The sequence below is a fragment of the Enterococcus sp. AZ140 genome (assembly GCF_051714405.1).
In the GTDB taxonomy this organism is placed as follows: Bacteria; Bacillota; Bacilli; order Lactobacillales; family Enterococcaceae; genus Enterococcus_B; species Enterococcus_B pernyi.
Map to the genome: position 1 here is coordinate 2,100,168 of NZ_JBIORU010000001.1, position 26,894 is coordinate 2,127,061.

Consider the following 26,894-nt stretch of genomic DNA (forward strand, 5'->3'; position numbering starts at 1 on the left):
TTCAGAACAAAGTTGCTCCTTGAAATTTACTCTCTAATTTAATAGCTGAACTTCTAAGAAAATAAGCCGTAACATCCAAAATATGAGAGGAAACCCTCGGATGTTACGACTTTTTTTGGAATCAGGTACTTAGAAACATTCTCCTGTGGAAAAATACTTTTTAACACTAAGCTAACTTTCTAAAACCTTGATCTAAAGGGCTTTGAACTCATCAAGTCAACGCTGTGATCAACTCATCCCCATTCGTCACGATCTTCGATTGATTCTCGACGATATCGAGGTAATCTGCTGAATTGGTAATAATGACAGGGGTTTCTACACTATAGCCTTCACTTTCGATCGCATTGATATCAAATCGCAATAAGACGTCTCCTTGTTTCACTTTATCCCCTTGTTTCACAAAAGACTCAAAATGTTTCCCTTCCAATTGTACAGTGTCTAACCCAACATGGATCAACAGTTCTAATCCACTTTCAGAAACTAAACCAATCGCATGTTTTGAAGGAAATAACGTCATCACTGTCCCATCGAATGGTGCAACGACTTCCCCTTTTTCTGGATAGATCAAGATTCCTCGTCCTAACGCGCCTTTAGCAAATGCTTGGTCTTTTGCTTCGCTTAAAGATGCAATACCACCTTGGATCGGTGTTTTGACGATTTCTTTGATTTTACTTTCTTTTTTCTCAGGTACTACTTCTTCGGTATCTTTCCAGAACAAGAAAGTCAAAGTAAAGCCAATCGTTGCTGCAATTGCGATACCGATAAAGGCATTGTACATGCCACTGGCATCGCTACCACTAATGAAGTTGACCACTCCGAAGATGCCCAAGCCACCCATTGTATAACTTGTCGTACCACTCATCATCAAATAGATACCAGAGATTGCCCCACCAATCATTGAATAAATGAACGGGGTCTTTTTAGGTAGAGTGATTCCATAGATGGCTGGTTCTGTCACACCAAAGATTCCTGAGATAAAGGCAGGCATACATAAGGCTTTCATTTTCTTGTCTTTAAACTTGAAGTACATTGCTAATACCACGGCGGTTTGTGCAAAACTTGCCCCAAAAACACCTACAAGCATTTGACTTGAGCCATTTTGTGCCAACTGCATGATCGCCAAAGGGATGATACTCCAATGTAGACCGAAGATAACTAATACTTGCCAGAAGAAGCCTAGAACCCCACCATATAATGCTGGTGAAAAATCCATCAATGCTTGGAAACCTGCACTCAACCACTCTGTTAACAAGCTAACGATTGGGCCAATCACCAAAAAGCCGATCGGTAGAGCAATCAATAAGACCATAAAAGGAACAACAAATGTTTGGACAACTGTTGGAACGATCTTCTTCGCAAATTTTTGCACTTGTCCGGCAAAAGCAATGATAAAGATGACAGGAACAACACTTGATGTATAAGAAGCTCCTACCCAGGGAATACCCAAGAAACTTTCATACGCGGGCAATCCTAAAAGGCTAAGCGGCGCAGCTGCACCTTGATTGGCTGCTTCAAAGCCACTTTGTAATGCCGGTCCTTGTACGGTCGGATAGACAAGAGCTGCGCCGATCACGATGCCGACCATTGGATTCAATTTGAATTTTTTAGCTGCTGTATACCCTAAAATAACTGGCATGAAATAAAAGATCGAATCACCGATCCCATTTAACATGATATAAGTTCCGGAAGTCTGCTCATAGAATCCTAAAAAGATAAATAATGCATTCAATCCTTTGACCATCCCGGCAGCTGCTAAAGCTCCTAAGAAGGGCTGGAAACAACCACTTAAAATATCGATCAAACGATTAAATATATTGCCTTTCGCAGGGGCTAATTCCGCATCTTCTGAAATCCCTGCTACACTTAATACATCTGCATATACGTCTGGTACATGATTACCAATGACTACTTGGTATTGCCCACCGCTTTTCATGACAGTCACGACACCATCCATATTCTTCAATGTCTCGTCATCTGCTTTACTTTCGTCTTTTAACCGAAAACGCAAGCGAGTCACACAGTGCGTCAAACTACTGATATTTTCTTTTCCGCCAACATATTTCACGATTTCTTTTGCTAAATCTTGGTATTTTCCCATGTTCTTTTCCTCCAATTGTTTGATTGAAGGTTTAGCCAACTCAATGTCACTATCCTTTGGTACTCATTCGTTGAACCCACGGCCCTCCTTTTAGTGATTTTTTAAATGATTATTATCTGCCAAACGAGCCAGATGGATCGTTAAGTAGACAATTTCATCGTCTGACATATGATAATTAAATGTTTCCTGTAAGAATAAAGCGATTTTGTCCACGCAGCCAGAAGCCGTTTGGTATTTTCGCTGGATCATCTGGATCAGTTCTTCCTCGACCTCACCTTCTTGGGTAAGGGACGTGTTCATCACACGGCTGAGAAAAAAACGAAGATGCGTGACAAATCGGAAAAAATAAATCGATTCTTCATCAAAGGGTGTTTGATAATAATAGCGAACGATATTCAAAATATCCTGAATGGTTTTCGTAAACTGGTACATATTGTTCATACTATCTTGTTCTGATTGTGCATTGACTAAATGAAGGGCAATGAATCCAGCTTCATTTTCGGATAAATCAAATCCATATTTATGATGGACTCTTTCAATCGTTTTTTTACCTATTTGGTATTCTCTCGGAAATAATTGCTTGATATCATATAATAAAACATTAGGTAATCCAACGCCGGTTTTATAACGTTTGATCGCATTGTATAAATGATCGGTCAATGAAATATAAATGGATTCATTCAATGTCACATCTAACTTTTCTTTTGTATACTCGATGATCTCGTAGGAGAGTTCGAGGTATTCCATCGGGATATCCTCCGCTAATTTTTGAAAATGCCTCGACAGTCGATCATCTGTCAAATGAAATTCTTTATCCACACCCGCTTCTAAAATAGCATCACCAATCTTTTTTTTGAATGCTAATCCTTTTCCCATAACGATCATTTCTCGATTTAATTTGTCCCTTGTGACAACGACATTATTATTTAGAATTTTTTCAATCCGCATAATATCCCCTTTCTATGATTGTCACTCCTAAAAAAAACAAAAAAACCCAAAAAGTCAGCCATGGAATCGATTCATGGTGACTGATTAGGTTTAGCTTGCGTGATGCAATCACTATCCAACAGTATGTTCTTTTCTTCATAGTAGCGAAACAATTTTAAAATGTCAACGCTTTCTTTTGTATTATTCCTATATTTCTAAAAAAAATTCTTTCACGTTAACATGGAAACTACCACTCCCCCAGAACAGCCATTAACCAGACAGTAAGAATAGCCGATTGACTTTTTTGATTTGAATCACACCGCTAGCAATCAAGTCATAAAAAAAAGCCTTGATCCCCAAAAGTTGGCACGTTTTTGGGGATTCAAGTCTTATGAGTTGAGGCTAACTATTTTTATCACGGCTTACGATACAAGTGTTTCAAAAACAGATGCCTTTATTCTTCCCTGTTACTCACTTTGTAATTTGTACATATCTGAATATAGCCCTTCTTCAGCTAAAAGTGTTTCATGATTCCCGCGCTCCACGATATGTCCTTTATCTAATACGAGGATCAACTCTGCATCACGGATCGTTGACAGACGATGGGCGATAGCAATCGTTGTCCGACCTTGACGCATCTTCGCAAGTCCTTCTTGGATCAACACTTCTGTTTCTGTGTCGATATTCGCCGTCGCTTCATCCAGAACTAAGATTTTAGGATCCGTTACAATCGTTCTGGCAAACGTGATCAATTGGCGTTGCCCACTTGAATAGCTCGCCCCTCTTTCAATCACTTTTGAATGATACCCTTTCGGTAAGTCTTCAATGAACTGATTCGCTTGGACAAACTCAGCGGCTTCACGTATTTGTTCGTCTGTGATCTCTGGATTCATCATGCGGATGTTTCCAGCGATATCCCCATAAAATAAGAACGCATCCTGTAATACTAGACCCATTTTATTGCGTAATTCAGCGATTGGATATTCACGAATGTCATGGTCATCAATCAAGATCTGCCCTTCGTAAAACTCATAAAAACGCATCAACACATTGATGATCGAACTTTTCCCACTTCCTGTATGTCCGACTAATGCGACAGTTTCTCCTGGATTAGCAACAAATGAAATATTGTTCAATACATTGTTTTTTCCATCATAAGAGAAACTGACATTACGAAATTCGATTTTTCCAGCAGTGATCGTTCGATCCGCTGATTCCTTTTGCTGTGGTGCATATTCTTCCGTATCCATGATTTTCAAAATACGACTTCCTGCGACTGTTCCATCAGTAAAGACACTTAAGAAGTCCATCATTTGCGACATCGGGTTAAAGAATCCTTGAACATAGGTGGTAAATGCAAAGATCAAGCCGACTTCAACTGGTGAATGTAAGGCATCGAGTCCGAATAACGTCAAAGTCAAGGCAATCGCTAAAGCATATAAAAAACTGATGATTGGACTCAAAAGAATCGAATTTGTCTTGATCATGGCATAGCGAGTCGCTAGATACTCTTCATTGACTTCCTCAAATTCTTTTGCTAAACGCGATTCTTGACGAAATTGTTGGATGATCCGCATCCCAGAAATCGATTCATTTAATTTTGTGTTCAATTGACTCAAGCGTTCACGCATATTTCGATAGATCCTTGAACTAAATTTTTGATAATACCAAATCACTACTCCTAAAATCGGTAAAAAGATCAGACACCATAGCGCGATTTTTTGATTGATTTGAAACATCGCAATAAATGAAGAGATCACGGCAAAAATCCCTGTTAAAACCATCAGAAAGACATACCAAAATTCAAACAGTGTTTCTGTGTCATTGGTCACACGAGAAACCGTCGATCCAGCTGGCGTTTGATCAAAGTACCGCATTCCTAATGTATGCAGTTTTTCAAACAGCTTTACACGGATATGTTGGTAGGTCTTCAATGACGCCATCGAATATAAATACCATTGGAAAAACCAAATGATACTTTTGACAATGACCCCAAAAAGATAAAGCCCTGCAAAGAAAAGAATGACTTGTGTCGTTGCTGACTGCTTCGCTAGATGCTCATCCATGAATGTTTGGATGATCCTTGGCAATAGCACATTGATGACTGATAATACTAGAGCAAATAAAATCGCAATGATGAATGTCGAGCGAAAGGGTTTAGCAAATTGCATCAACCGTTTAATGATCGAAGCTTGTTCTTTATAGGTCATGGATTTTGACCATTCCGACTGATATTGATCTTCCATTATTCGCCACCTCCTTCAATTTTTGCTTCTAATTGTTGTTTCTGCCACATTTGTTCGTACCAACCACCAAGAGCTAACAACTCTTGATGTGTGCCACGTTCAATAATCCGACCATGATCGATGACGATGATTTCATTGGCGTGCATGACACTACTTAAACGATGGGCCGCAATGATCGTGGTTTTGTTTTTCCGTTCTGCTTTAAGGTTACGTAAGATTGCTTCTTCTGTCTTAGCATCAACAGCGGATAATGCGTCATCCAAAATCAATAATTCGGGACTTTGGATCAATGCACGAGCAATCGACAACCGTTGCTTCTGTCCACCAGAAAGAGAGACCCCACGTTCACCGACCATTGTCTGGTACCCTTCTGGCAGTCCTTTGATTTCTGTGTTGATATACGCCAATTCCGCTGCTTCTTCCACTTCTTCTGGTGATTTCTGTGGATTGGAGAAGCGAATATTATCTAGGATCGTCATCGAAAACAAGAAATGATCTTGTGGCACATAACCAATCGAGCGCAACAAGGCATCTAGTGAGTAGTCTCTGATCGTTCGTCCGCCAAATTTGATTTCTCCTTGATAATGGTCATACTCACGCATCAATAATTTGATGATTGTCGTCTTACCGGCACCTGTTTTACCAACGATACCTAACGTATCACCTTCATTGATCGCAAATTTGATGTGTTCTAATGCTGGCTGTTCATCGTCTGGATAGGTAAATTGTGTGATTGCCACATTCAACTCACCTTTTGCTGGTGTCATTTCTGCTCCTACTTTTTCGACGATATGTGTTTTCTCATGCAATAGTTCATTGACACGATCATACGAAGCGTTCCCTCTTTCTAGTACATTGAACAGTCGCCCAATCGCAAACATCGGCCAGACAAGCATACCGATATAACTGATAAAAGAAACCATCTGTCCAATTGAGATCGTACCATCCAAGACATAACGTCCTCCTAAAATAATTGTCGCCACATATGACAAGCCAATGATCAACGTGATGAATGGATCAAAAAGCGCATCTAAAAAGTTTACCCGCTTATTTTTCTCAATGGCATCATCGATCTTTTCTTGGAAATCTTCCAAGTCTTGTTTTTCTTGGCCAAATGTTTTGATGACTTTGATACCTGTGATACTTTCTTGTGTTTTATCGTTGATACTTGAAAAGGCTTCTTGTGAATCACGAAACGCATCATGTAATTTTGAGCCTAAGATCCTTGAAGTAACCGCTAATAATGGTAATGGGATCAATGCAATCAAAGTTAACCGCCAATCAACGAATAGAACCATCGCAATGATCGTCGTTCCTCCAGTGATCACTGAATCTGCAAATGTTAAAATTCCTGCACCAGCCACATTTTGAATCGCGTTCAAATCATTCGTTGCATGAGCCATCAAATCACCCGTCCGGTATTTTTGATAGAACAAACTATCCATTCGCGTAAAATGAGCAAATAGACGCTGGCGTAATTCTTTTTCAAGCCTAGCTGCACTGCCCCAAATGTTCATTCGCCAAATATAGCGAAAAAGATATTGCAAAAAAGCTGCAATGATCAATACACCTATCCACAATGCAATGATTTGCATCGAGATATTTTGATCGGCGATTTCATCGATAATGATCCCGATGACTTTAGGTGGGATCAACTGCACTATTGCCACCGCGAACAAAGAAAATACGCCAATCAAATAGTGCTTTTTCTCTTGTTTAAAAAACCAACCCAATTTTCTGAAAATCGACATATATTTCCTCCTTCTAACTCCTAAAAATTTCATTTATTTCCGAGGTTGAATTGCATCCTCAGATATCGTTGATCACAATCGAAAAAATATGATCGTCATACAATTTATAAAAAAATAATCATTGATCGGCATGAATGCGCTTTTCTCAAATTGAGAAAAAGAAAAAAGCGAGCTGAAATCAATCAGCCCGCTTTTTGATGTTGTCGAATAAGAACCTACTTCTTCCCTTGGTTCTTCATTTGTTGCATCATCTGACGAATTTTCTTTTCAGATGGTTTTTGCCCCATAGACATCATCATTGATCTTAACATTTCCTCATTAACGGGAGGATTTTTTTCTAAGTAATCTTTCATATATTTACGCGCAAGAAAGAATCCACCGACTGCGCCGATTAACAATGCAATAACTGCAATAAGTACAACGATTCCGTTTGATACCATGTAAATCTCTCCTTTCCTTTTCCTAATTGCTCTCAATGATTCATTTTACTAAAACTTACAAAAAAAAGAAAGGCGTTTTCTTAAGAATATGTAAAAAAAGTCATTTTTATTTCATGATTATACAAAAACGCCCATTTAGAAAGTAAGCCACATTTAATTTTTAGGTTAGCCGAATTTTTTTCTTTTATTTTTTCGTCTCTGGGTGTAGAATGAATTCGAAAAGAAATAGAAGGGTGGTTTTCATTTGAATAATCACGAGAATAAACATAAATGGATTGAACACACTAATGGGTTATCCCTTTCAGAAGTAAACGGTACGGTCAAAGTACCAAAAGGAAAAAGTTTCTTCCGCACCTTACTTGCCTATTCCGGACCTGGTGCACTCGTAGCAGTCGGCTATATGGACCCAGGTAATTGGTCAACATCGATCACCGGTGGCCAAAATTTCCAATACTTATTGATGTCAGTTATTCTGATGTCCAGCTTGATTGCTATGTTACTACAATATATGGCGGCCAAACTTGGGATCGTCAGCCAAATGGATCTGGCACAGGCGATTCGTGCTCGTACGAGTAAAACGCTAGGGGTCATTCTTTGGATCTTGACCGAATTAGCGATCATGGCGACAGATATCGCTGAAGTCATTGGTGCAGCGATCGCTCTATATTTATTATTTGATATTCCTTTGGCAATTGCTGTCTTTATTACCGTCTTGGATGTCTTTGTCTTGCTTCTTTTGACAAAGATCGGTTTTCGTAAAATCGAAGCGTTAGTCGTCTGTTTGATTTTCGTTATCCTATTTGTCTTTGTCTACCAAGTGGCGCTTTCAAACCCTGATTGGAGCAGCCTATTCAAAGGCTTTATTCCTAATAGCCAAACATTTGCTGAAGAACCAAAAATCGGTGGAGAGACCCCATTGACTGGAGCTTTAGGGATCATTGGTGCAACTGTGATGCCTCACAATCTCTATTTGCACTCTGCTGTTTCCCAAACCCGCGAGATCGATCGAAAAGATCCAGAAGATATTGCAAGAGCGGTGCGTTTCTCGACATGGGATTCCAATATTCAATTAACGATGGCTTTCGTTGTCAATGCACTTCTATTGATCATGGGGGTTGCCGTCTTTAAAACTGGTGCAGTTCAAGATCCCTCTTTCTTTGGTTTGTATGAAGCACTTTCCGATCCATCTGCGATGAGTAACGGCGTCTTGATCGCCGTAGCAAAATCAGGCATTTTATCAACCTTATTTGCAGTAGCACTGCTTGCTTCTGGTCAAAATTCAACGATTACCGGTACATTGACTGGACAAGTCATTATGGAAGGCTTTATCCATATGCGCATGCCGATCTGGTTACGCCGTTTAGTCACTCGACTATTGTCCGTCATTCCAGTACTACTTTGTGTCTTGTTCACTAGCTCCAAAGGCACGATCGAAGAACATACAGCACTTAATAATCTAATGAATGAGTCCCAAGTATTCTTAGCTTTTGCCTTGCCTTTTTCAATGATTCCTTTATTGATGATGACCAACAGCCAAGCAGAAATGGGTGCCCGTTTCAAAAATTCACTGATCGTCAAAATACTTGGTTGGTTTTCTGTCATCAGTTTGACGTATTTAAACTTGCGCGGACTTCCAGGACAAATCGAAGCTTTCTTTGGCGATCAAGCTTCCACTGCGTCAATCGTCCTTGCTGATCGGATCGCTTACATCATCATCGTTGCAGTTCTCGCCTTACTCGCTTGGACGATCGTTGATCTTTATAAGGGAAATAAACGCTATGAACAACGTTTACAAGAGTTGTCTTGATCAAAGGTTTTAAACTAAACAAAAAAGCTTAGATGAACAAAAAATATTTTTACATATTTTTGTGATCTAGGCTTTTTTCTTTATCTAATAACCTTTACAGATTATTCAGGCTTCTACATCTACTAATAATTCTGGAAATACTTCTGGATCAAAGGTTTCAGCTTTGAACATCGCGATTTCTTTCCCATAAGGGGCATAAGCTAATTTTTTATCTTTTCCGACATATGGTGTTTCAAGAATCTTTGAAACATCTTTGAACATTGGTTCATGGACGATTTTATTTAATGCATCAAAACCGATCGTACCAAAGCCGATATTGGCGTGGCGGTCTTTATGTGAACCTTGTGGATTTTTGGAATCATTGATGTGTAGTACTTTCAAGCGATCTAAACCAATCACTTTATCAAACGTTTCAATGACGCCATAAAAATCATTCGCTACATCATAGCCGGCATCGTTCGTGTGGCACGTGTCAAAGGTCACTGATAGCTTTTCATTCAATGTCACCCCATCAATGATCTGTGCCAACTCTTCGAACGTTCTGCCGATCTCTGTACCTTTTCCTGCCATTGTCTCTAAGGCGATTTGTGCGGTCTGTTCTTTCGTCAAGACTTCATTTAGCCCTTCAATGATCCTTGCGATCCCTGCCTCTGCTCCAGCACCGACATGTGCGCCTGGGTGCAATGTGATCTGAGTTGCTCCTAATGCTTCCGCTCGAACGATTTCTTCTCTTAAAAACTGTACAGCAAAAGGAAACATTTCTGGTTTCGTTGTATTTCCTAAATTAATGATATACGGTGCATGGACCACTATATTTTTCAGTCCATTTTCTTCCATATATTGTTTTCCAGCTTCAATATTCATTTCTTCAATTGGTTTTCTACGGGTATTTTGTGGTGCGCCTGTATAGATCATAAAAGTAGAAGCACCATAGCTGGCTGCTTCTTCTGCTGCACCTAGTAACATCTTTTTACCGCTCATACTGACATGTGAACCTAATAACATCGTACTCCTCCTATAAAGCCCTCTCGGCTAGTCACTCAGTGAATGGATTTGTTCACTCTCCTTTTATCTTAACTGAAACGGATTTGAAAGAAAAGTTTGAAATCTGTCCAATGATCCGAGCAGATACAAAATAACTAGAAGAATTTTTAATGTTTTCTCAAAACCAAAGGTCAAATAAGACACAAAAAAAGCCATGTCTGTTTTTTTGTTCTATTATTTGCTATAATTAGCGAAATAAAACCATTAGTTGAGGTGAAACCTTTGCCACGTAATAATAAACGAAGAAAACAAGCACGACGAACAAAAGAAAAGTGGTTTGTTCCTAAGGTCATTTTTCGCGTTTTTCAATCATTAACCGTTTTTATCATGGTTCTTATCATTCTATTCGCTGCATTAGGTGTGGGAGTCGGTGCCGGCTATTTTGCGTATCTAGTTGAAGATACAAAGCTACCTTCCAAATCTGAGTTACAATCTGAGTTAGGCAATATAACCGAAACATCAAAACTTGTTTATGCCGATAATACAGAGATCTCGACGATCCAAACTGATTTGATGCGGACAACCGTCCCTTCAGATCAAATGTCGCCTTATTTAAAATCTGCGATCATCAGCACAGAGGATGAATATTTTGAAGAACATAAAGGCTATGTTCCTAAAGCGGTGATCCGAGCACTTTTCTCTGAAGCAACTGGGATCGGCTCATCTGGAGGATCAACACTGACACAGCAGTTAGTCAAGCAACAGATTTTGACCGATGAAACAACCTTTAAGCGTAAAGCAAATGAGATCTTATTGGCTGCTCAAGTCGAGAAACATTTTACAAAAGACGAAATCATCTCCACTTATTTGAATGTTTCACCTTTCGGAAGAAACAATAAAGGCCAAAATATTGCCGGTGTCCAAGAAGCTGCGCAAGGGATCTTCGGAGTCAATGCGAGCGATTTATCCTTACCACAAGCGGCATTTATCGCAGGTTTACCACAAAGTCCGATCACTTATAGCCCTTATACCAATACAGGTGCATTGAAAGAAGACCTTACTGCCGGCTTAGAAAGAAAAGACATCGTGCTATTTAGCATGTACCGTGAACACCAAATCACAAAAGAACAATATGAAGAAGCAAAAGCCTATGACTTAACAAAAGATTTCTTAGGTCAACAAGTGGCAGAACAAACTGACCGTGACTTCTTATATTACACGGTCATGAATGCCGCGACCGATATCATTGCTAGACAATTGGGAGAAAAAGATAACGCAGATCTATCCGATACAGACGTCTACAATGCCTACTATCAACGTGCAGAACAAACGATCCAAAATCAAGGCTACACGATTCATTCAACGATCGACAAAGGCATCTATGATGCGATGCAAGCAGGTGTTGCCAATTATGGTTACTTACTTGATGACGGAAAAGGCACACCTGTTGAGACTGGTAACGTTCTGATGGATAATAAAACCGGTCGAGTTTATGGATTTGTCGGTGGTCGTAATTATGCGCTGAACCAAAATAATCATGCCTTTGATACTCAAAGACAAGCCGGGTCATCGATCAAGCCGATGTTGGTTTATGGCCCAGCGATCGATATGGGCTTAGTTGGTTCAGAATCACGTGTTTCTGACTATGCAACTACTTGGCAAGAAGGCTCAAATGCCGGAGAAGACATCGTCAATGCGACGAATAAAGGATCAAATACCTTCCAAACGGTTCGTGAATCATTGGAATGGTCGAACAATATCCCTGCTTACCATTTATATCAAGATGTTTTGAACAATGGCGGCTCAAAACAATACGCCTACGAAACGTATCTATCAAAAATGAACTATCCTGCAAATGCTAACTGGGGCGTTGAATCGGCACCACTGGGAACAGTCGATGTCACCACTCTTCAACAAACCAATGGCTTCCAGGCATTAGCAAATAATGGCGAATTCCAGCAAGCGTATATCATTGATGCAATCACTGACAACGAGGGGAATGTCATTTATCAACACGAAGTTAAACCAGTGCGCGTCTTTTCCGAAGCCGCAGCTTCGATCGTCAATGATATGTTGCGTAGCGTTATCAATGAAAAGATCACCACACCATTCAAAGATGATATCACTAGTCTCAATGGCAGCTTAGGTCAAGCGGACTGGATCGGTAAAACTGGTTCAACGAATGATTACCGAGATTCGTGGTTAGTTGTCTCCACACCCTCTGTCACGATCAGTAGTTGGGCAGGACACGATGATAATACCGGAATGGATGCCCAAGCAAGATTGCGTTCATCCAAATATTTAGCAAATTTAATCAATCAAGTGTATCAAGTAAACCCAACGATTTTTGGTACCGATCAGAAATTCACACTTGCTTCTGATGTGAAGAAAGAAGACGTTTCTGCCTTCACAGGACAATTACCTGGAAAAGTGACCGTTGACCGAAGATCGATCAATACACCTAGCAAAACTGTCGAGTCACTTTGGGCAAAAAATGGTCCTGAGAAAAGCACCTTCAAATTTGGTGTAGGTGGAACGGATGAAAATTACAAAGATTACTGGAATACTGTCGGAACATTCGAACGTGAAAATCCACAGAACAAAGAGGATGACAAAGACGACGATTAACAAAACAATCTGAGTCCACTACTCTTTCTCAAAAAAAAAATGAGTCAGATCTTGATAAATGATATCAAGATCCGGCTCATTTTTTATTCGTTTTTACTTATCTTTGGTGAAACTTTGCCCCTGTTATTTCCATAAAAAAGTAGCTGAAACGACGATTCTTTGTCATTTCAGCTACTTTTAGTTATCGTTTTATTTGATCAATCGCTTGATGTTTATCTCAATCGATTTATTTCGTTGAACCTTTTTCTTCAATTCCATAAGGTAAGATGATTGTTTTTTCTTCTACTTCTTCTTTGTTCATCATTTTTGTCAATAGACGCATTGATACCGCACCTAAGTCATATAATGGTTGCGTAATACTTGTCAAGCGTGGGCGAGCAACTTCAGTCAATAAAGAGTTATTACTTGTGATGATCTCAAATTCTTCTGGTACTTTGACACCACGGTCAATCAAGCCATCTAAAATACCGATTGCTAGTTCATCATCCGTTACATAAACAGCAGTTGCTCCACTATTGTGGATACGTTCTACTAATGACAAGCCATCTCTAAAATTATAGCTTGATTCAAAGATCAAACCTTCACTATAAGTCAGTCCGTTTTCTTTCAACGCTTCTTTGTAGCCTTTCAAACGGTTTTGGCCATTGATCGGGTCAATCAATGCACCACTTACAAAGGCAATTTTTTTATTGCCGTTTTTAGCTAATTTAGTCACTGCATCTTTTGTCGCTGAAGTATAGTCGATATTGACACTTCCTACTTGTTCGTCTGGATCGATCGAACCAGCTAAAACAACTGGAGTTTTTGAACGTGAGAATTCGCCACGGATTTCATCTGTGATATGATGCCCCATGAAAATCACACCGTCAACTTGTTTGGCTAAAAGATTGTTCAGTACGTTGACTTCTTTTTGGTCATTTCCGTCTGAATTTGCCAAAATGATATTATATTTGTACATCGTTGCCACATCATCGATCCCACGTGCTAATGAAGCAAAGAACATATTGCTGACATCTGGGATGATGACCCCAACCGTCGTTGTTTTTTTACTTGCAAGACCACGAGCTACAGCATTTGGTCGATAATCTAAGCGGTCAATGACTTCCAATACTTTTTTTCTTGTAGCTGGTTTTACATTTGGATTCCCATTGACAACACGTGAAACAGTAGCCATCGAAACATTTGCCTCTCTCGCTACGTCATAAATAGTGATAGTTTGTTTTTCCATCGTTGTTCTCCTATTCTGTTTTTATATCTTTTCTGAAAATACGATTTACATTTCTAAAACAGGATATCAAAGATTGACAGAAATTGCAACCGTTTTACTAGCGTTTTCATGAAAAAAATCACCTTTTTCACTTTTAGTCAATTGGTCTTTTTTTACAAGAGTGGTACAATGAATTATCGAAACATGCCATAAATGCGAAAGAAGGATGTCCAAATGAATCTTGAAAAAATCAATGAATTACGCCAATGGATGGCTCAAAAAGAAATCGACCTTGCTTATATCAGTGATCCAGGTCATATCGCCTATTTTGCTGGTTATGAAAGTGAACCCCACGAACGTGTACTAGCTCTATTTCTTCCACTTGACCAAGATCCTTTCTTGTTTACACCAGCGTTAGAAGTAGAAGATGCACAAAATAGTTCTTGGGCCTATGATGTCCGAGGTTATCTTGATAGTGAAGATCCTTGGCTATTGATCGGGCAAGAGATCCGCACCCGTTATCCACAAATAAAAACGATCGGGATCGAAAAAAATGCGTTGACGGTTGATCGCTTTGACGCGTTATCGCAACAAATGACAAGCAGCGTCCGATTTGCTGACCTGACTCCAGTCATCCAACGTCTGCAATTGATCAAAACAACAAAAGAAAAAGAGCAATTGATTGCGGCAGGAAAATGGGCAGATGTAGCTTTTGAAATTGGTTTTCGCTCCATCAAAGAAGGCGTAACGGAACAAGCAATTATTGCTGAAATCGAATATCAACTAAAAAAACAAGGGGTATCTCAAATGTCTTTTGACACGCTGGTTTTAGCGGGGACAAATGCAGCAAGCCCTCATGGAACACCTGGAAGTACTACGATCCAACCAAATGAACTTGTCTTGTTCGATCTAGGCGTCGTATGGGATGGCTATTGTAGTGATGCGACACGAACAGTTGCCTTCCAAAAACCGACAGAATTTCAAGAGAAAATCTACCAAATCACGCTTGAAGCCCAATTAGCAGCTCAAGAAGCTGTTCGTCCAGGCGTCACAGCCGCTGAACTTGATCAAGTCGCACGTAACGTCATTGAAAGCTACGGCTACGGCGAATACTTCAATCATCGTCTAGGTCATGGTATTGGTACAACGGTTCATGAATATCCCTCACTAGTGGCAGGCAATGATCTAGTGATCGAAGAAGGCATGTGCTTCTCATTAGAACCAGGTATTTATATCCCTGATCAAGTAGGCGTAAGAATCGAAGATTGCGTCTATGTCACAAGTGACGGTTGTATCCCTTTTACAACAACACCAAAAGAATTATTAGTGGTGGAGTAAGGTTGTGAAAGAAGCGTTCAGCACTGAGTAATAAGACAGAACCATCGAAAATGGCTTTTTCATTTTTGATGGTTTTGGCTTATTATTGAAGTGTTGCTTCTTGAACACCGTTCATCGAGGTTGTGAGAAAGCCGTTCTGCTCCGAGTATTAAGGCAGAACTTGGGAAAATAGCTTCTCACATTTTTTCAAGTTTTGACTTAATATTGAAGGAGCTGGCTTTCGAACACCGTTTATCTAGGTTGTGAAAGAAGCGTTTTGACCTGAGCAGTAAGATGGGAAATCAGAAAATAGCTTTCCATATTTTTTGATTTCTCAGCTTAATGTTGAAGGTCAGCTTCTTGAACACCGTTTATCATAGGTTGTGAAAGAAGCGTTCAGCACTGAGTAATAAGACAGAACCATCGAAAATGGCTTTTTCATTTTTGATGGTTTTGGCTTATTATTGAAGTGTTGCTTCTTGAACACCGTTCATCGAGGTTGTGAGAAAGCCGTTCTGCTCCGAGTATTAAGGCAGAACTTGGGAAAATAGCTTCTCATATTTTTTCAAGTTTTGACTTAATATTGAAGGAGCTGGCTTTCGAACACCGTTTATCTAGGTTGTGAAAGAAGCGTTTTGACCTGAACAGTAAGAGGGGAAATCAGAAAATAGCTTTCCATATTTTTTGATTTCTCAGCTTAATGTTGAAGGTCAGCTTCTTGAACACCGTTTATCTAGGTTGTGAAAGAAGCGTTTTGACCTGTAAAATAAGCGATAACCCCAAAGTAGAAACTATTTTCGGGTTATCGCTTATTTTTTTAGTTGCTTTTTCTGATATCCGTTAGTTGTCGATACCTATTCATTTGCTATTTGTTGCTTTAAATAGAATTTTGTTGTGCCAACAAAAGGCATATTTTCCACCGAAGCAAACACCTCAAAGCCATGCCTTTCGTAGAACTCTCGAGCTTGATAATCTTGCGTATTGACGGTCATATACAAACACTGGTTTTCCAAAGCTGTTTGTTGAACCGCTTCTATTAATCGCGATCCGATGCCTTCGTGACGGTACGATTGATCTACGCCGAGCAATGATAGATGCAAGGTATTTCCAAATAAAGATGCCACTGCGCCACCGATCCACTTCTCATCCTTAGATGCACTGATTGAAATGGTTTGAGTTGTTAAGTGTTCATTTGTAGAAAATGATTGCATATATTGTTCGTTCAGCAGACCAATGATTTTCTTTTCTGTTTCTTCGGAATCGCTTTTCTTGATCTCAATCATTTACAATATCCTCTCCACGTAAGATTAGAGAAAAAAGGACACGAATCAGGTTGTTTCCTGATCGTGCCTTTTCTTGCTCACTTTTTAGTGTTGCTTATTTAAATGTATCTTTTAGATCTTCTTTCGCAGTAGCTGCATCTTCTTTTGCCATCTCAGACAAGATTTTTGCATCTTCAGCTACTGGTTTAGCTTCGTCAATGCCTTCTTTTACAGTACTACCTGCTTGGTCTGCTGTATCTTTGATGTCGATCATGATGTCTTCTTTCGCAGCAGCTGCTGTGTCGCCTAAATCAGCAGCTGATTTTTTGAAACGATCAGATAAATCAGCTGATTGCTCTTTCAATGTCACTAAAATATCTTCTGATTCGTCTCCTGCGTCGGCTGTTGCGTCTGAGACTGTTTGTTTGACATTACCAGCTAAATCGCCTGCTTGTTGTGAAAGATCATGCGCTTTGTCTTTTGCGATACTTGTCAATTCAGTTGATTTTTCTTTTGCCATCTCTGTATAATCAGAAGCCATATCTAGAAAATCATCCGCTTGTGCTGCTAATTCATCACGTAATTCTTTACCTGATTTTGGTGCAAGTAGTAGAGCTGCTACTGCTGCTGCTGTACCACCAATCACTGCACCTAGTAAAAATCCACCTTTTTTTGCCATGATTATTTTCCTCCTGTCGTATCTGTTGTTGGTTTTTTATGTTTAAAGAATTTCACTGCAGTCCCACCGACTTTGCTGGCAACAGTTGCTTTTGCTGTTGTTTTACCGATGCCACCAACTTTTGTAACGATGTGTTTGCTTGAAGAATTCAATTCTGATACACTCTCGCTCAAATCAGCGACAGCTGTAAATAAAGGATCGATCGTTGCTACTTTTCCGTTGATATCATTCAACAATTCGTTGCTTTTCACTAACAAGCCTTCGACTTGTCTCGATAAAAGATCAACATCTTTGGTAACGACTTCAATCGTTGTGTTTGCTTCTGTTACTGTTTGTTCTGCTTTTTCAATCGTTTTTGCTAATCGAATCAATACACGTACTAGAAAGACCACAAGTATTGCAAAAGCAATTGCTGCAATCAAGCCAGCAATTTCTCCAACTGTCATAATCAAGCCTCCTTCTCCTCTTCTTGCTATAAGGATAGCATTTTCATATTTTTTAAACAAATAAAAAATAGCAAAAAGCTTCAACTACCTACATTTTGATCAGCAGCTGAAGCATCTCGCTTGTTTACTTTTTGTTAGTTGGTTCAGAAGTTTCTGTTGATTGATTGAAAGATGAAGGCGTCTCTGCTGCTAAAGACTTGCCTAATGATAGAATGTATTCTCTTAATGGTCCACCCACTTCTGGATGTGTCAATCCATATTCGATGCTTGTTTTCATAAAACCAAATTTGTCGCCGACATCATAACGTTTACCCGTAAATTTACGTGCGAATACGCGTTGTGTCTTATTCAATGTATCGATTGCATCGGTCAATTGGATCTCATTACCTGCACCTGGTTTTTGCTCTGCTAACACATCAAAGATTTCGGGTGTCAATAAATAGCGTCCAATAATTGCTAAATCACTTGGTGCTTTACTTGGTTCAGGCTTTTCAACAAAATCTTTGACATTGAATAAGCCGTCTTCTAGTTCTTCTCCTGGATTGATGATCCCATATTTAGATGTATCTTTGTGAGGTACTTGCATCACGGCGATCGTTGAAGCATGTGTACGCTCATAATCGTCGATCAGTTGTTGTGTCAATGGGATTTCATCTTCCATGATGTCATCGCCTAACATGACAACAAACGGTTCATTTCCGATGAATGCTCTTGCTTGCAACACAGCGTGTCCTAACCCTTTAGGATGCGATTGACGAATAAAATGAAGGTTTACATCCGTTGTTTCTTCCACTAATTTTAGTAATTCAGTTTTTCCTTTTTCGCCTAAATTCGTTTCTAATTCGATATTTGAGTCAAAATGATCTTCAATTGGGCGTTTTGCTTTCCCTGTGACGATCAAAATATCTTCAATCCCTGATTTTAACGCTTCTTCTACGATAAATTGAATCGTTGGTTTATCAACGATCGGCAACATTTCTTTTGCCATCGCTTTTGTTGCAGGTAAAAATCTTGTTCCTAAACCTGCTGCTGGAATCACTGCTTTTTTTACTTTCATTTTTTTCTCTCCCTTAAAAATGTTAGTGAAATTCATTCTCTTTTTTGCCATCGCGCAACATGATCTCTGTCGCTGCTTCATTTATGTTCTTGTGCTCATATAGCACTTCATAAATCGTTTGAGTGATCGGCATCTCGATCCCCATGGTCTCAGCTAACTCTTTAGCAGCTCGTGTGGTCTGGACACCTTCCACGACCATGCCCATATTATCCAAGACTTCGCTTAATTCATGGCCTTGTCCAAGCAGATGACCGGTACGCCAATTTCTCGAGTGAATACTTGTACACGTGACAATTAAATCACCGACACCGCTCAGTCCGATGAAGGTCAACGGATTTGCTCCCATAGCAACACCTAAGCGGCTGATTTCTGCTAATCCTCTTGTCATGATAGCTGCCTTTGCATTATCCCCAAAACCTAAGCCATGGATTGCACCTGCACCGATTGCGATAATGTTTTTTAAAGCGGCACCCATTTCGACCCCAATAACATCAGGATTCGTATAGATTCGGAAATAATGATTCAAAAATAGTGTTTGAACAAATTTAGCAGCATCTGCTTCCGTGCTTGCAGCAGTGATCGTCGTAATATCGTGACGAGCCACTTCTTCTGCATGACTTGGACCCGATAAAACAGCAATTGCTTGTCTCTTTTCTGCTGGGATCTCTTCTGCCAGGACTTCTGAGATCCGCTTGTGTGTTCCTTGTTCTAAGCCTTTACTTGCATGGATGATCACTGGTTTTGTTTTCAAGACCTCAACGAGTTCTTGACATACAGAACGAATCGCCTTAGTCGGTACAACGAACAAAACAGCATCTACATCAGAAACAGCCTTCGCCATGTCCGAGTATGCGATGATCGTTTTGGGCAATTGGTGTTTTGGTAAATAACGCTCATTGGTATGCTTTTGGTTGATTTCATTAACCTGTGAGGCACGGTGACTCCAGAGTCGAACGTCATGACCATTTTCAGCAAGCACTTGTGCTAATGCTGTTCCCCACGAGCCAGCACCTAAAACCGCTACCCTATATTTCATTTTACCACTCCTGCAAATTTTTTCATTTTTTTCGACTTGGACTTTAGATAATGAATTGATTTTTCCCTAAAGATCGGTCGTAATCTGGTAAGTTGCCTTTTTTCCGACGCCAGATGAATAGAACGATTGCTCCAATGAATAGCACAGCAGATAAAAGCTGTGACACACGAATCGTATCTAAAAAGTAAAGACTATCCGTTCTCATTCCTTCGATGAAGAAACGACCAAAACTATACCATATCAAGTAAAGCAGTGCGATTTCCCCTTTTTTCAAAAGATGCGCTTTTTTCCGCAGTAATAAGAGAATGATCACACCAAGAAGGCTCCACATCGATTCATAAAGGAAGGTTGGCTGCCGATAGATCCCATCGATATACATATTATCAATGATAAAATTTGGTAAATATAGGCTTTCTAAGAAACTCCTTGTTGTATCTGGTCCAAATGCTTCATGGTTCATGAAATTTCCCCAGCGTCCAATTGCTTGTGCTAATAAAACACTAGGTGCAGCAATGTCCAAGAACGTCCAGACATCAATGAAGTGATATTTCGTGTAAAAATATAATGTGATACCGCCTGCAATCAGACCACCATAAATCGCTAGACCGCCTGAACGGATATTGAATATTTGGATCGGATTTGCAATATACTGTGGTAAATCGAACAAGATGTAATACAAGCGTGCGCCAATGATCGATAGCGGTAATCCCCATAACATAAAGTCAGTGACGTCTTCTGCTTTCATTCCTACCCTTACTGCTTCTCGACTGCTTAACCACATGGCGATGATAATGCCTGAAACAATGATCAATGCATACCAGTAAATAGGAACTCCTAAAAGGTCAAAAGCGACCCGATTGATTTGTGCAATCATACTTTCACTCCTAGCTATTGTCCGTTTGAATTTTCTTCGATCAAACGGCTCAATCTTTCTTCAAATGTCTTCGTTGCATCGAATCCCATCGTTTTCGCACGGAAATTCATCGCAGCAACTTCAATGATGATCGCGACATTTCGTCCAGTTTTCACAGGTATTTTGATTTGGGGAATACCTACTTCCGCAATTTCAACAGAAGTATCTTCAGACCCTAAACGATCGTATTTTTTCTCTTTTGCCCAAGCTTCTAAGTAGACAGCTAATTGGACTTGCATTGATCCTCTGACTGCACTGGCACCAAAAAGATTCATCACATCAATGATCCCGATTCCGCGAATCTCAATCAAATGTTCAAGGATTTTTGGTGGCTCTCCAATAACAGTTAGCTCATCTTGTTGATACACATCCACTCGATCATCTGCAATCAATCGATGGCCTCTTTTGATCAGTTCTAACGCTGTCTCACTCTTCCCAATACCACTATCTCCTTGGATCAAGACACCTAGTCCATAGACATCGACTAAGACGCCGTGAACACTTGTCCTAGGTGCTAATCGTCCATCTAAATAACTTGATAACTCACCAAGTAAACGTGAGGTTGAGATCGGCGAACGCAAAACGGCCATGCCATGTTCATTTGCTGCTTGAATCATTTCTTCCGGTGCAGCTAAACCTCTAGAGATGATAAAGGCTGGCATGTCTTCACTGCATAAACGACGCATGATCATCAAACGCTCTTCCGGCATCATCCGTTCTGCGAAGCTGATTTCTTTGCTCCCAAATAACTGTAGTCGATCATGCGAATAATAATTAAAATAACCGGTCAATTCCAGTCCAGGTCTGGAGATATCACCGGTTACGATGACACGATTTAAACTTTGCTCGTCACCAGTGACGATTTCTAATGATAGTTTTTCTACTAATTGGCTAACTTTTACCATTTCTGCCATTCGTATACCTCATTTCTATTAAACTGTTCTCTTTTATTTTATCATTCTATCGGTAAAAGTACTACCAATAAAAAAAACAAGGGATATCCTTTTCATTACACTCGTTTTTTTTGCAAGCACCCATCAAGAAATCGCTATCATTTCTTTAGAAATAAGAAGAGGAAGCGACAATTGCCACTTCCTCTTTCCACTTATTTGATTGTGCTTTATTGTCCTTTGGATTGTTTTCTAACGATTCCTGTTCATATTACGATTGCTAACGATGATATTTACGAATGACATGATCACTGCAATCATTATAGCTGATCCAAATGACGAAAAGCTAAAATTAGCTGCTCCGACAAAGAAGGAGGTCATCTGTAAAATCAATGCGTTGATTACAAAAGTGAATAATCCAAACGTCAACAAGGTAAAGGGGATCGATAAAAACATAATGAATGGCTTGACGAATAGATTCAGCACAGAAAGAACAAAACTCGCCACAACTGCGGTCCAAATACTATTCACAAATATCATATTTGGAAAAATAACTGCCAGAGAGATAAACGTCAGCGTACTAACAACAATACGTTGAAGATAAGACATTAAAAGTCACTCCATTCGTCATCGTTGATTTTCTCTGCCTCTTTTCGTTTATTCGTTTGTTCTCTGTAGTTGTTTTTTTGATAATAGTCGTTGTCATGTCCATAACGACGTTGATTATTCTTTCCTGAAGGCACAAGCAAAGCCAACAGAATGTATAAAATAATTGGGCTTCCAAATGCTACTAAACTTAAGAAGACGTAAATGACACGAACAACTGTCGGATCAATCCCAAGATATTCAGCAATCCCGGCTAAAGTACCAGTCAATACAATATTTTTATTTGATTTTGTCAACTTTTTTTTCATTTTCTTTCACCTCTGTTCTCCTATTTTAATTGAAGAAAGATGCTAAAACAATCTTACTTCGGAAGATTTATTGGAATAATAAACCTATTGTTTGTTTCTTATAAGTATGATTTTCGCTTCGCCTTCCTCTTTCAGAAGGTCGAAGCGAAAAAATTATTTATCTGTATCTTTTAAATAGATACTACCAGTTGTAGTAGACAATTCAATTTTCGCCATTTCATTTTCAGAAACGCGACGGAATTCTAACATTTGATTCGTGCGCTCTTTCTTTTCACGGATCACTTCATAATCAGACAGTCGGCTATTGATACTGCCGAGACTTGTTTTTGCATGACCGTCCATACCGATGGTTGTTGGCAATGCAACTTTGACGTTACCATTGACTGAGCTTGCTTCGATTTTCTTCAAACGATCTTCTTTCACTGTCAAACGAACATCCCCATTGACTAATGAAATCGCTAAGTTTTCTGGTGTTGCGCCAAAAGTAACTGTACCGTTGACTGTTTCAATGATTGAATCTAAAATATCTCCATTACGGACATCGATATTCCCATTGACTCCACCAATCTCAAGCATCGTTGCAGCCATTTGCTCAACCAAAATATTACCGTTTGTTGATTTCATGTAAATATCTTTTACATCTAAATCTTCAACTACAATATTACCATTGAGTAATTTGATTGCTGTATGGTCATACATGCGTTTTGGTAAGTAGAAGACTAAATCGGCACGTACACGTTTGTTCGGGATTTGGAAAGAAATGTGTTCATCATTGACTTCGATTTGGCTGCGTTCAGCAAAAGCTTCATAAGGCTCTGCACCCATTTTTCCATAAAGCTTGATTTTTGCTTCGACTTTTACGTCTTCGCTATCCCAAGTTTTCAAGGTGACATTCCCATTAGCCGCTTTGATGTCGATAATACTTGCTTGTGGCGCGCTATAGTAAAATTCGTGTTCAAATTTAGTTGTAGCGATCCCAGGTACTCGTAAGCTGACATCTTTCCATTCCATATTGTCATTCACTGTTACGGAAACATTTTGGAAGGTTTTCTTTAAGAATTTACCTAGTTGACTCCCAGCTTCAGTCATTTTTTCGCCGACTTGGTTCAATGTGTCATTTGCTTGTTCTTTCCAATCCTCTGGCAAGTCAAATTTCTCAGCAAAGGTGTCTTTTTTCTCAGACCATTGGTTTTTACGGATATCTTTTAATTCAGCTTCAAGCTTGATCCGCTCTTCAGATAAGAGATCTCCGGCTGCTTCAAGTTCTTTGACTTCTTGCTCCAATTGTTGACGTTGTGTCAATTCTTCTTCTGTTAGTTGATCCAACTCTTCTTTTGTATTCAATTGCATCAATGTTTCCTGTTTTTCATTGCGTGCAATTTTATTTTCAAAAAGTTTTGCGTTGACTTCATCTAAGTGAGCAGAAGTTTTGTTCGCTTCAGTCGCCAATTCATCTAAGATTTTTTCTAGATTCTCTTTGTCTTCTTGTTCTTTTTGTCTTGTATCTGGTTCTACTGCTTCACGTTCAGCTTTGCCATTTTCAAGTTCATCGATCAAACGACTTGCTTCATCTTTTTCTTTACGATCAGCATGTACACGATCTGCCTCTTTTGCGATTTGCTTTTCATCTTTTTCAGTTGCCATGCTCTCTAATAGGTCTAAACCTTCTTCTGTGGAAAGGATGCCTTTTTTAACTAATTCTAAAATACGTTCTCTTTCTTTCATGGAAATTGCCTCCTTATAGCAAAAATTGTTTGCAAGCTTTTCCTTACATACACATTATGCAATGATTTGAAGAAAAAGTCATAGGACTTAAGTTGTAACTTTCTCTCATTCTTAGGATGATTTTTTCTGTCGAGTAAATAAAACTGAAGAAATGACTGATGTTATCGGTAAAACAAGGATCGCTGCACTTGTGGTGATCACTACAGTTACATACTCCAAAACGAAGGTTTTTTCGTTGATCAACTGAGCAAAAGACAATTCTAGATCGATAAACCATAAAATCAGTGCCAAACAATTTCCCATGAAAGCAAACACCAATGTTGTCACTGTTGTAGCTAAAATTTTTCTGCCGATCCGCATACTCGATTTTACTAATTCGCGATACGTTTGTAATGGATCTGTAAGATATACTTCATACGTCGCACTAGCGATCGACACACTTGCATCTAACACGGCTCCACTGACACTGATCAATAAAATCGCTCGTGTCAATGCGAAAAAATCCAAAGGTACATGCAAATCAAACCCTGTCAGCTCATCTAATTCAATCCTTGTAAATCCTTGGACCGCTAGTTCAGAAAGAACCGGCGTCACCACTAAGAAAACCACTAAAAAAAGTAATACACTAAGAAAAGCTGCTTTCATCTTGAGATTATAGCCATTAACAAAAAACAATGTGACACTAGTGATCAATAAAAAGATCACGATGGCACTTGGCAATATTGGCAAACGAAAATGATACAGGACCAATAGAAGGAAAAACAACAATACGTTGATGAACAGACCTAAGATCGTATAGAGCCCATTTTTCCCACCAACCAGTAAAATCAATAGCACTAAGAGAAGCGCTAAGAGCAAAAGTACATTCATCAAATCGCCCTCCGATACTTCAAATGGCCTAAATAGCATAAAAGTGTAATGGGAATCGAAAGGACAATGCCTAGACTTCCGCTGATCACACGTAGCAATTCCAACGAGAGATGTAGCTCAATCGCATCTCTCAAGGGCCAACCATTGTTAAAGTAAACAAGTAACATTGGGATCGTCCCACTGACGTATACGAATAGTAAGATATTCGTCATGGAGCCAATTACATCTTGTCCTACCATTTGACCAGACTGCCACAATCGCTTCATCGTTATTTTTGGTTGTTTACTCACCAACTCATCTAAAGTCGTCGTGACTGTGACGACTGTATCCAATACCCCACCTGTCATCCCTACTAATAAACTAGCTAAAAAAACGGAACGATACGGTCGAGTCAAGTAACTCATTTCCTCATAACGTAATCCTTGATCGTTCAAATAATCCATTGCGAACAAACAAATTAGAAAAGCTACACCTACACTCGTCATGGTTGCGACGATTTTTATCAGTCCACCTTGTTGCCAACCATCTAAAGCAAAAACGCAAATGACCGTTCCTAGAAAGACAAAAAGGACACTCGTCATCACCAAAGATATCCCTTGGAGCTGCGTGAAACCTTGAAGAAGTAAAATCAATAACAAGAGATTGAGTCCTACACTGATCAAAGTGAATATGCCTGCTTTTCCGCCTACGAACAAGAGCGCGCAGATAAATAAACTTGTAAAAAGGAATAACCATCCGTCATTTTTTTTGCTGAGTATCTGCCATTCATCCCCGATTTTTCGTACGAGATAAAGTTGATTCGTCTTAACTTTTGCATGTTCGATCTGATTTTCTTGGTGCGGAATAAACAGAGTGAGTTCTGTTCCTTTCGCTTGCGTATTCATCAATTCTCCTTTGATTACTTGTTGTTCATTTTCTAGCGATACTTGCTGTACTTGCATGATTGGGTCTTCGTACCATTCAGTGGCATGTTGGATTACCCATGCGGCCACAAAACAACTACAAAGAATCAAACATTTGATCAATAATCGATTTTTTTTGTACATACGCCTTCCTTTCAGAGGTTGTGAAAGAAGCGACTTGACCTGAGCAGTAAGATAGAAAATTGAAAAATAGTTTTTCATATTTTACAATTTTTTAGCTTAGTGTTGAAGGTCAGCTTCTTGTACACCGTTTATCTAGGTTGTGAAAGAAGCGGTCAGCTCCGAGAAATAAGCGTGAAGAACCGAAAATTGTTCTTCAAATTTTAGGGAGTTCACGCTTATTTCTGAAGGAGCTACTTCTTGAACACCGTTTATTCTAAGGTTGTGAAAGAAGCGGTCAGCACTAAGGCATAAGGAAGAAAAATCGAAAAATGGCTTTTTCATTTTTGATTTTTTTGACTTATGTCCGAAGTGTTGCTTCTTGAACACCGTCTATCTAGGTTGTGAAAGAAGCGACTTGACCTGAGCAGTAAGATAGAAAATTGAAAAATAGTTTTTCATATTTTACAATTTTTTAGCTTAGTGTTGAAGGTCAGCTTCTTGAACACCGTCTATTCGTTTTTAGAAGGAACAGGATATCTAATGTACCCGATCCTTAAAATTTATGAAATGGATAACAACAAATAATTAATCATCGCCAAATCTCGAATAATTGTCTTCTATATTAATAAAAAAGCCAACTTCCAAAAATATATCTCTCTTTTCGGAAGTTGG

At 39.3% G+C, this 26,894-nt stretch carries 22 protein-coding genes; 3 read left to right on the forward strand and 19 right to left on the reverse strand.

What is annotated here, in order from left to right; genetic code table 11:
* Positions 1 to 211: 211 nt before the first annotated feature.
* From IGJ39_RS09615 to IGJ39_RS09635, 5 genes are all read right to left on the reverse strand, one after another.
* Positions 212 to 2,098, reverse strand: a complete 1,887-nt coding sequence (locus IGJ39_RS09615) for a beta-glucoside-specific PTS transporter subunit IIABC (protein ID WP_019723113.1) — start codon at positions 2,096 to 2,098, stop codon at positions 212 to 214.
* A gap of 90 nt (positions 2,099 to 2,188) precedes the next feature.
* Positions 2,189 to 3,046 (reverse strand): BglG family transcription antiterminator LicT, encoded by an 858-nt coding sequence (licT, locus tag IGJ39_RS09620; RefSeq protein WP_019723114.1) that lies wholly within the window; start codon positions 3,044 to 3,046, stop codon positions 2,189 to 2,191.
* 446 nt (positions 3,047 to 3,492) lie between these two features.
* Entirely contained in the window at positions 3,493 to 5,271 is a 1,779-nt protein-coding gene (locus IGJ39_RS09625; RefSeq protein ID WP_019723115.1) for an ABC transporter ATP-binding protein, read from the reverse strand.
* A complete protein-coding gene (locus IGJ39_RS09630) occupies positions 5,271 to 7,022 on the reverse strand; it encodes an ABC transporter ATP-binding protein (RefSeq protein WP_019723116.1) in 1,752 nt (583 codons plus the stop codon). The genes IGJ39_RS09625 and IGJ39_RS09630 overlap by 1 nt, the downstream gene beginning before the upstream one ends.
* A 215-nt stretch (positions 7,023 to 7,237) precedes the next feature.
* Entirely contained in the window at positions 7,238 to 7,462 is a 225-nt protein-coding gene (locus IGJ39_RS09635) for a YneF family protein (RefSeq protein WP_010734944.1), read from the reverse strand.
* Positions 7,463 to 7,706: 244 nt separating this feature from the next.
* Here IGJ39_RS09635 and IGJ39_RS09640 point away from each other — a divergent pair, with 244 nt between their 5' ends.
* On the forward strand, positions 7,707 to 9,269 hold the full coding sequence (locus tag IGJ39_RS09640) for an Nramp family divalent metal transporter (RefSeq protein WP_019723117.1): 1,563 nt from the start codon (positions 7,707 to 7,709) through the stop codon (positions 9,267 to 9,269).
* A 105-nt stretch (positions 9,270 to 9,374) separates the two neighbouring features.
* Here the strand turns inward: IGJ39_RS09640 and IGJ39_RS09645 are convergent, their stop codons facing one another.
* Entirely contained in the window at positions 9,375 to 10,274 is a 900-nt protein-coding gene (locus tag IGJ39_RS09645) for a deoxyribonuclease IV (protein WP_019723118.1), read from the reverse strand.
* Positions 10,275 to 10,535: 261 nt separating this feature from the next.
* Here IGJ39_RS09645 and IGJ39_RS09650 point away from each other — a divergent pair, with 261 nt between their 5' ends.
* Complete coding sequence (locus tag IGJ39_RS09650; protein ID WP_019723119.1) at positions 10,536 to 12,881, forward strand: transglycosylase domain-containing protein; 2,346 nt, start codon at positions 10,536 to 10,538, stop codon at positions 12,879 to 12,881.
* Between the two features lie 226 nt (positions 12,882 to 13,107).
* Here IGJ39_RS09650 and ccpA read toward each other — a convergent pair whose 3' ends face one another.
* Positions 13,108 to 14,109, reverse strand: a complete 1,002-nt coding sequence (ccpA, locus tag IGJ39_RS09655; protein WP_023520019.1) for a catabolite control protein A — start codon at positions 14,107 to 14,109, stop codon at positions 13,108 to 13,110.
* A gap of 213 nt (positions 14,110 to 14,322) precedes the next feature.
* On the opposite strand from ccpA, the gene IGJ39_RS09660 reads away from it, so the two are divergent.
* On the forward strand, positions 14,323 to 15,426 hold the full coding sequence (locus tag IGJ39_RS09660; protein ID WP_019724319.1) for an aminopeptidase P family protein: 1,104 nt from the start codon (positions 14,323 to 14,325) through the stop codon (positions 15,424 to 15,426).
* 833 nt (positions 15,427 to 16,259) lie between these two features.
* Here the strand turns inward: IGJ39_RS09660 and IGJ39_RS09665 are convergent.
* From IGJ39_RS09665 to IGJ39_RS09720, 12 genes are all read right to left on the reverse strand, one after another.
* The gene (locus tag IGJ39_RS09665) at positions 16,260 to 16,688 is read right to left on the reverse strand and encodes a GNAT family N-acetyltransferase (RefSeq protein WP_195475779.1); all 429 of its coding nucleotides are present in this window, start codon (positions 16,686 to 16,688) and stop codon (positions 16,260 to 16,262) included.
* A gap of 94 nt (positions 16,689 to 16,782) precedes the next feature.
* Positions 16,783 to 17,346: a YtxH domain-containing protein gene (locus IGJ39_RS09670; protein WP_019724317.1), complete on the reverse strand. Its 564-nt coding sequence runs from the start codon at positions 17,344 to 17,346 to the stop codon at positions 16,783 to 16,785.
* A gap of 2 nt (positions 17,347 to 17,348) precedes the next feature.
* The gene (locus IGJ39_RS09675; RefSeq protein ID WP_010734932.1) at positions 17,349 to 17,792 is read right to left on the reverse strand and encodes a DUF948 domain-containing protein; all 444 of its coding nucleotides are present in this window, start codon (positions 17,790 to 17,792) and stop codon (positions 17,349 to 17,351) included.
* 124 nt (positions 17,793 to 17,916) lie between these two features.
* Entirely contained in the window at positions 17,917 to 18,849 is a 933-nt protein-coding gene (gene galU / locus IGJ39_RS09680) for a UTP--glucose-1-phosphate uridylyltransferase GalU (RefSeq protein ID WP_010734931.1), read from the reverse strand.
* A 22-nt stretch (positions 18,850 to 18,871) separates the two neighbouring features.
* Complete coding sequence (locus tag IGJ39_RS09685) at positions 18,872 to 19,885, reverse strand: NAD(P)H-dependent glycerol-3-phosphate dehydrogenase (RefSeq protein WP_065096315.1); 1,014 nt, start codon at positions 19,883 to 19,885, stop codon at positions 18,872 to 18,874.
* A gap of 43 nt (positions 19,886 to 19,928) precedes the next feature.
* Positions 19,929 to 20,759 (reverse strand): prolipoprotein diacylglyceryl transferase, encoded by an 831-nt coding sequence (gene lgt / locus IGJ39_RS09690; protein ID WP_019723336.1) that lies wholly within the window; start codon positions 20,757 to 20,759, stop codon positions 19,929 to 19,931.
* 14 nt (positions 20,760 to 20,773) lie between these two features.
* Positions 20,774 to 21,712 carry an HPr(Ser) kinase/phosphatase gene (gene hprK, locus IGJ39_RS09695; RefSeq protein ID WP_010734928.1) on the reverse strand — a complete coding sequence of 313 codons (939 nt, stop codon included), beginning with the start codon at positions 21,710 to 21,712 and terminating at the stop codon, positions 20,774 to 20,776.
* A 228-nt stretch (positions 21,713 to 21,940) separates the two neighbouring features.
* On the reverse strand, positions 21,941 to 22,297 hold the full coding sequence (locus IGJ39_RS09700) for a phage holin family protein (RefSeq protein WP_019723337.1): 357 nt from the start codon (positions 22,295 to 22,297) through the stop codon (positions 21,941 to 21,943).
* Entirely contained in the window at positions 22,297 to 22,602 is a 306-nt protein-coding gene (locus IGJ39_RS09705; RefSeq protein ID WP_010734926.1) for a PspC domain-containing protein, read from the reverse strand. Before IGJ39_RS09705 ends, IGJ39_RS09700 begins: the two co-directional genes overlap by 1 nt.
* 153 nt (positions 22,603 to 22,755) lie before the next feature.
* A complete protein-coding gene (gene liaX / locus IGJ39_RS09710) occupies positions 22,756 to 24,327 on the reverse strand; it encodes a daptomycin-sensing surface protein LiaX (protein ID WP_335884688.1) in 1,572 nt (523 codons plus the stop codon).
* A gap of 111 nt (positions 24,328 to 24,438) precedes the next feature.
* Positions 24,439 to 25,197, reverse strand: a complete 759-nt coding sequence (locus IGJ39_RS09715; RefSeq protein WP_430607654.1) for a YibE/F family protein — start codon at positions 25,195 to 25,197, stop codon at positions 24,439 to 24,441.
* Positions 25,197 to 26,243 carry a YibE/F family protein gene (locus IGJ39_RS09720; protein WP_410300574.1) on the reverse strand — a complete coding sequence of 349 codons (1,047 nt, stop codon included), beginning with the start codon at positions 26,241 to 26,243 and terminating at the stop codon, positions 25,197 to 25,199. Before IGJ39_RS09720 ends, IGJ39_RS09715 begins: the two co-directional genes overlap by 1 nt.
* Positions 26,244 to 26,894 lie beyond the last annotated feature (651 nt).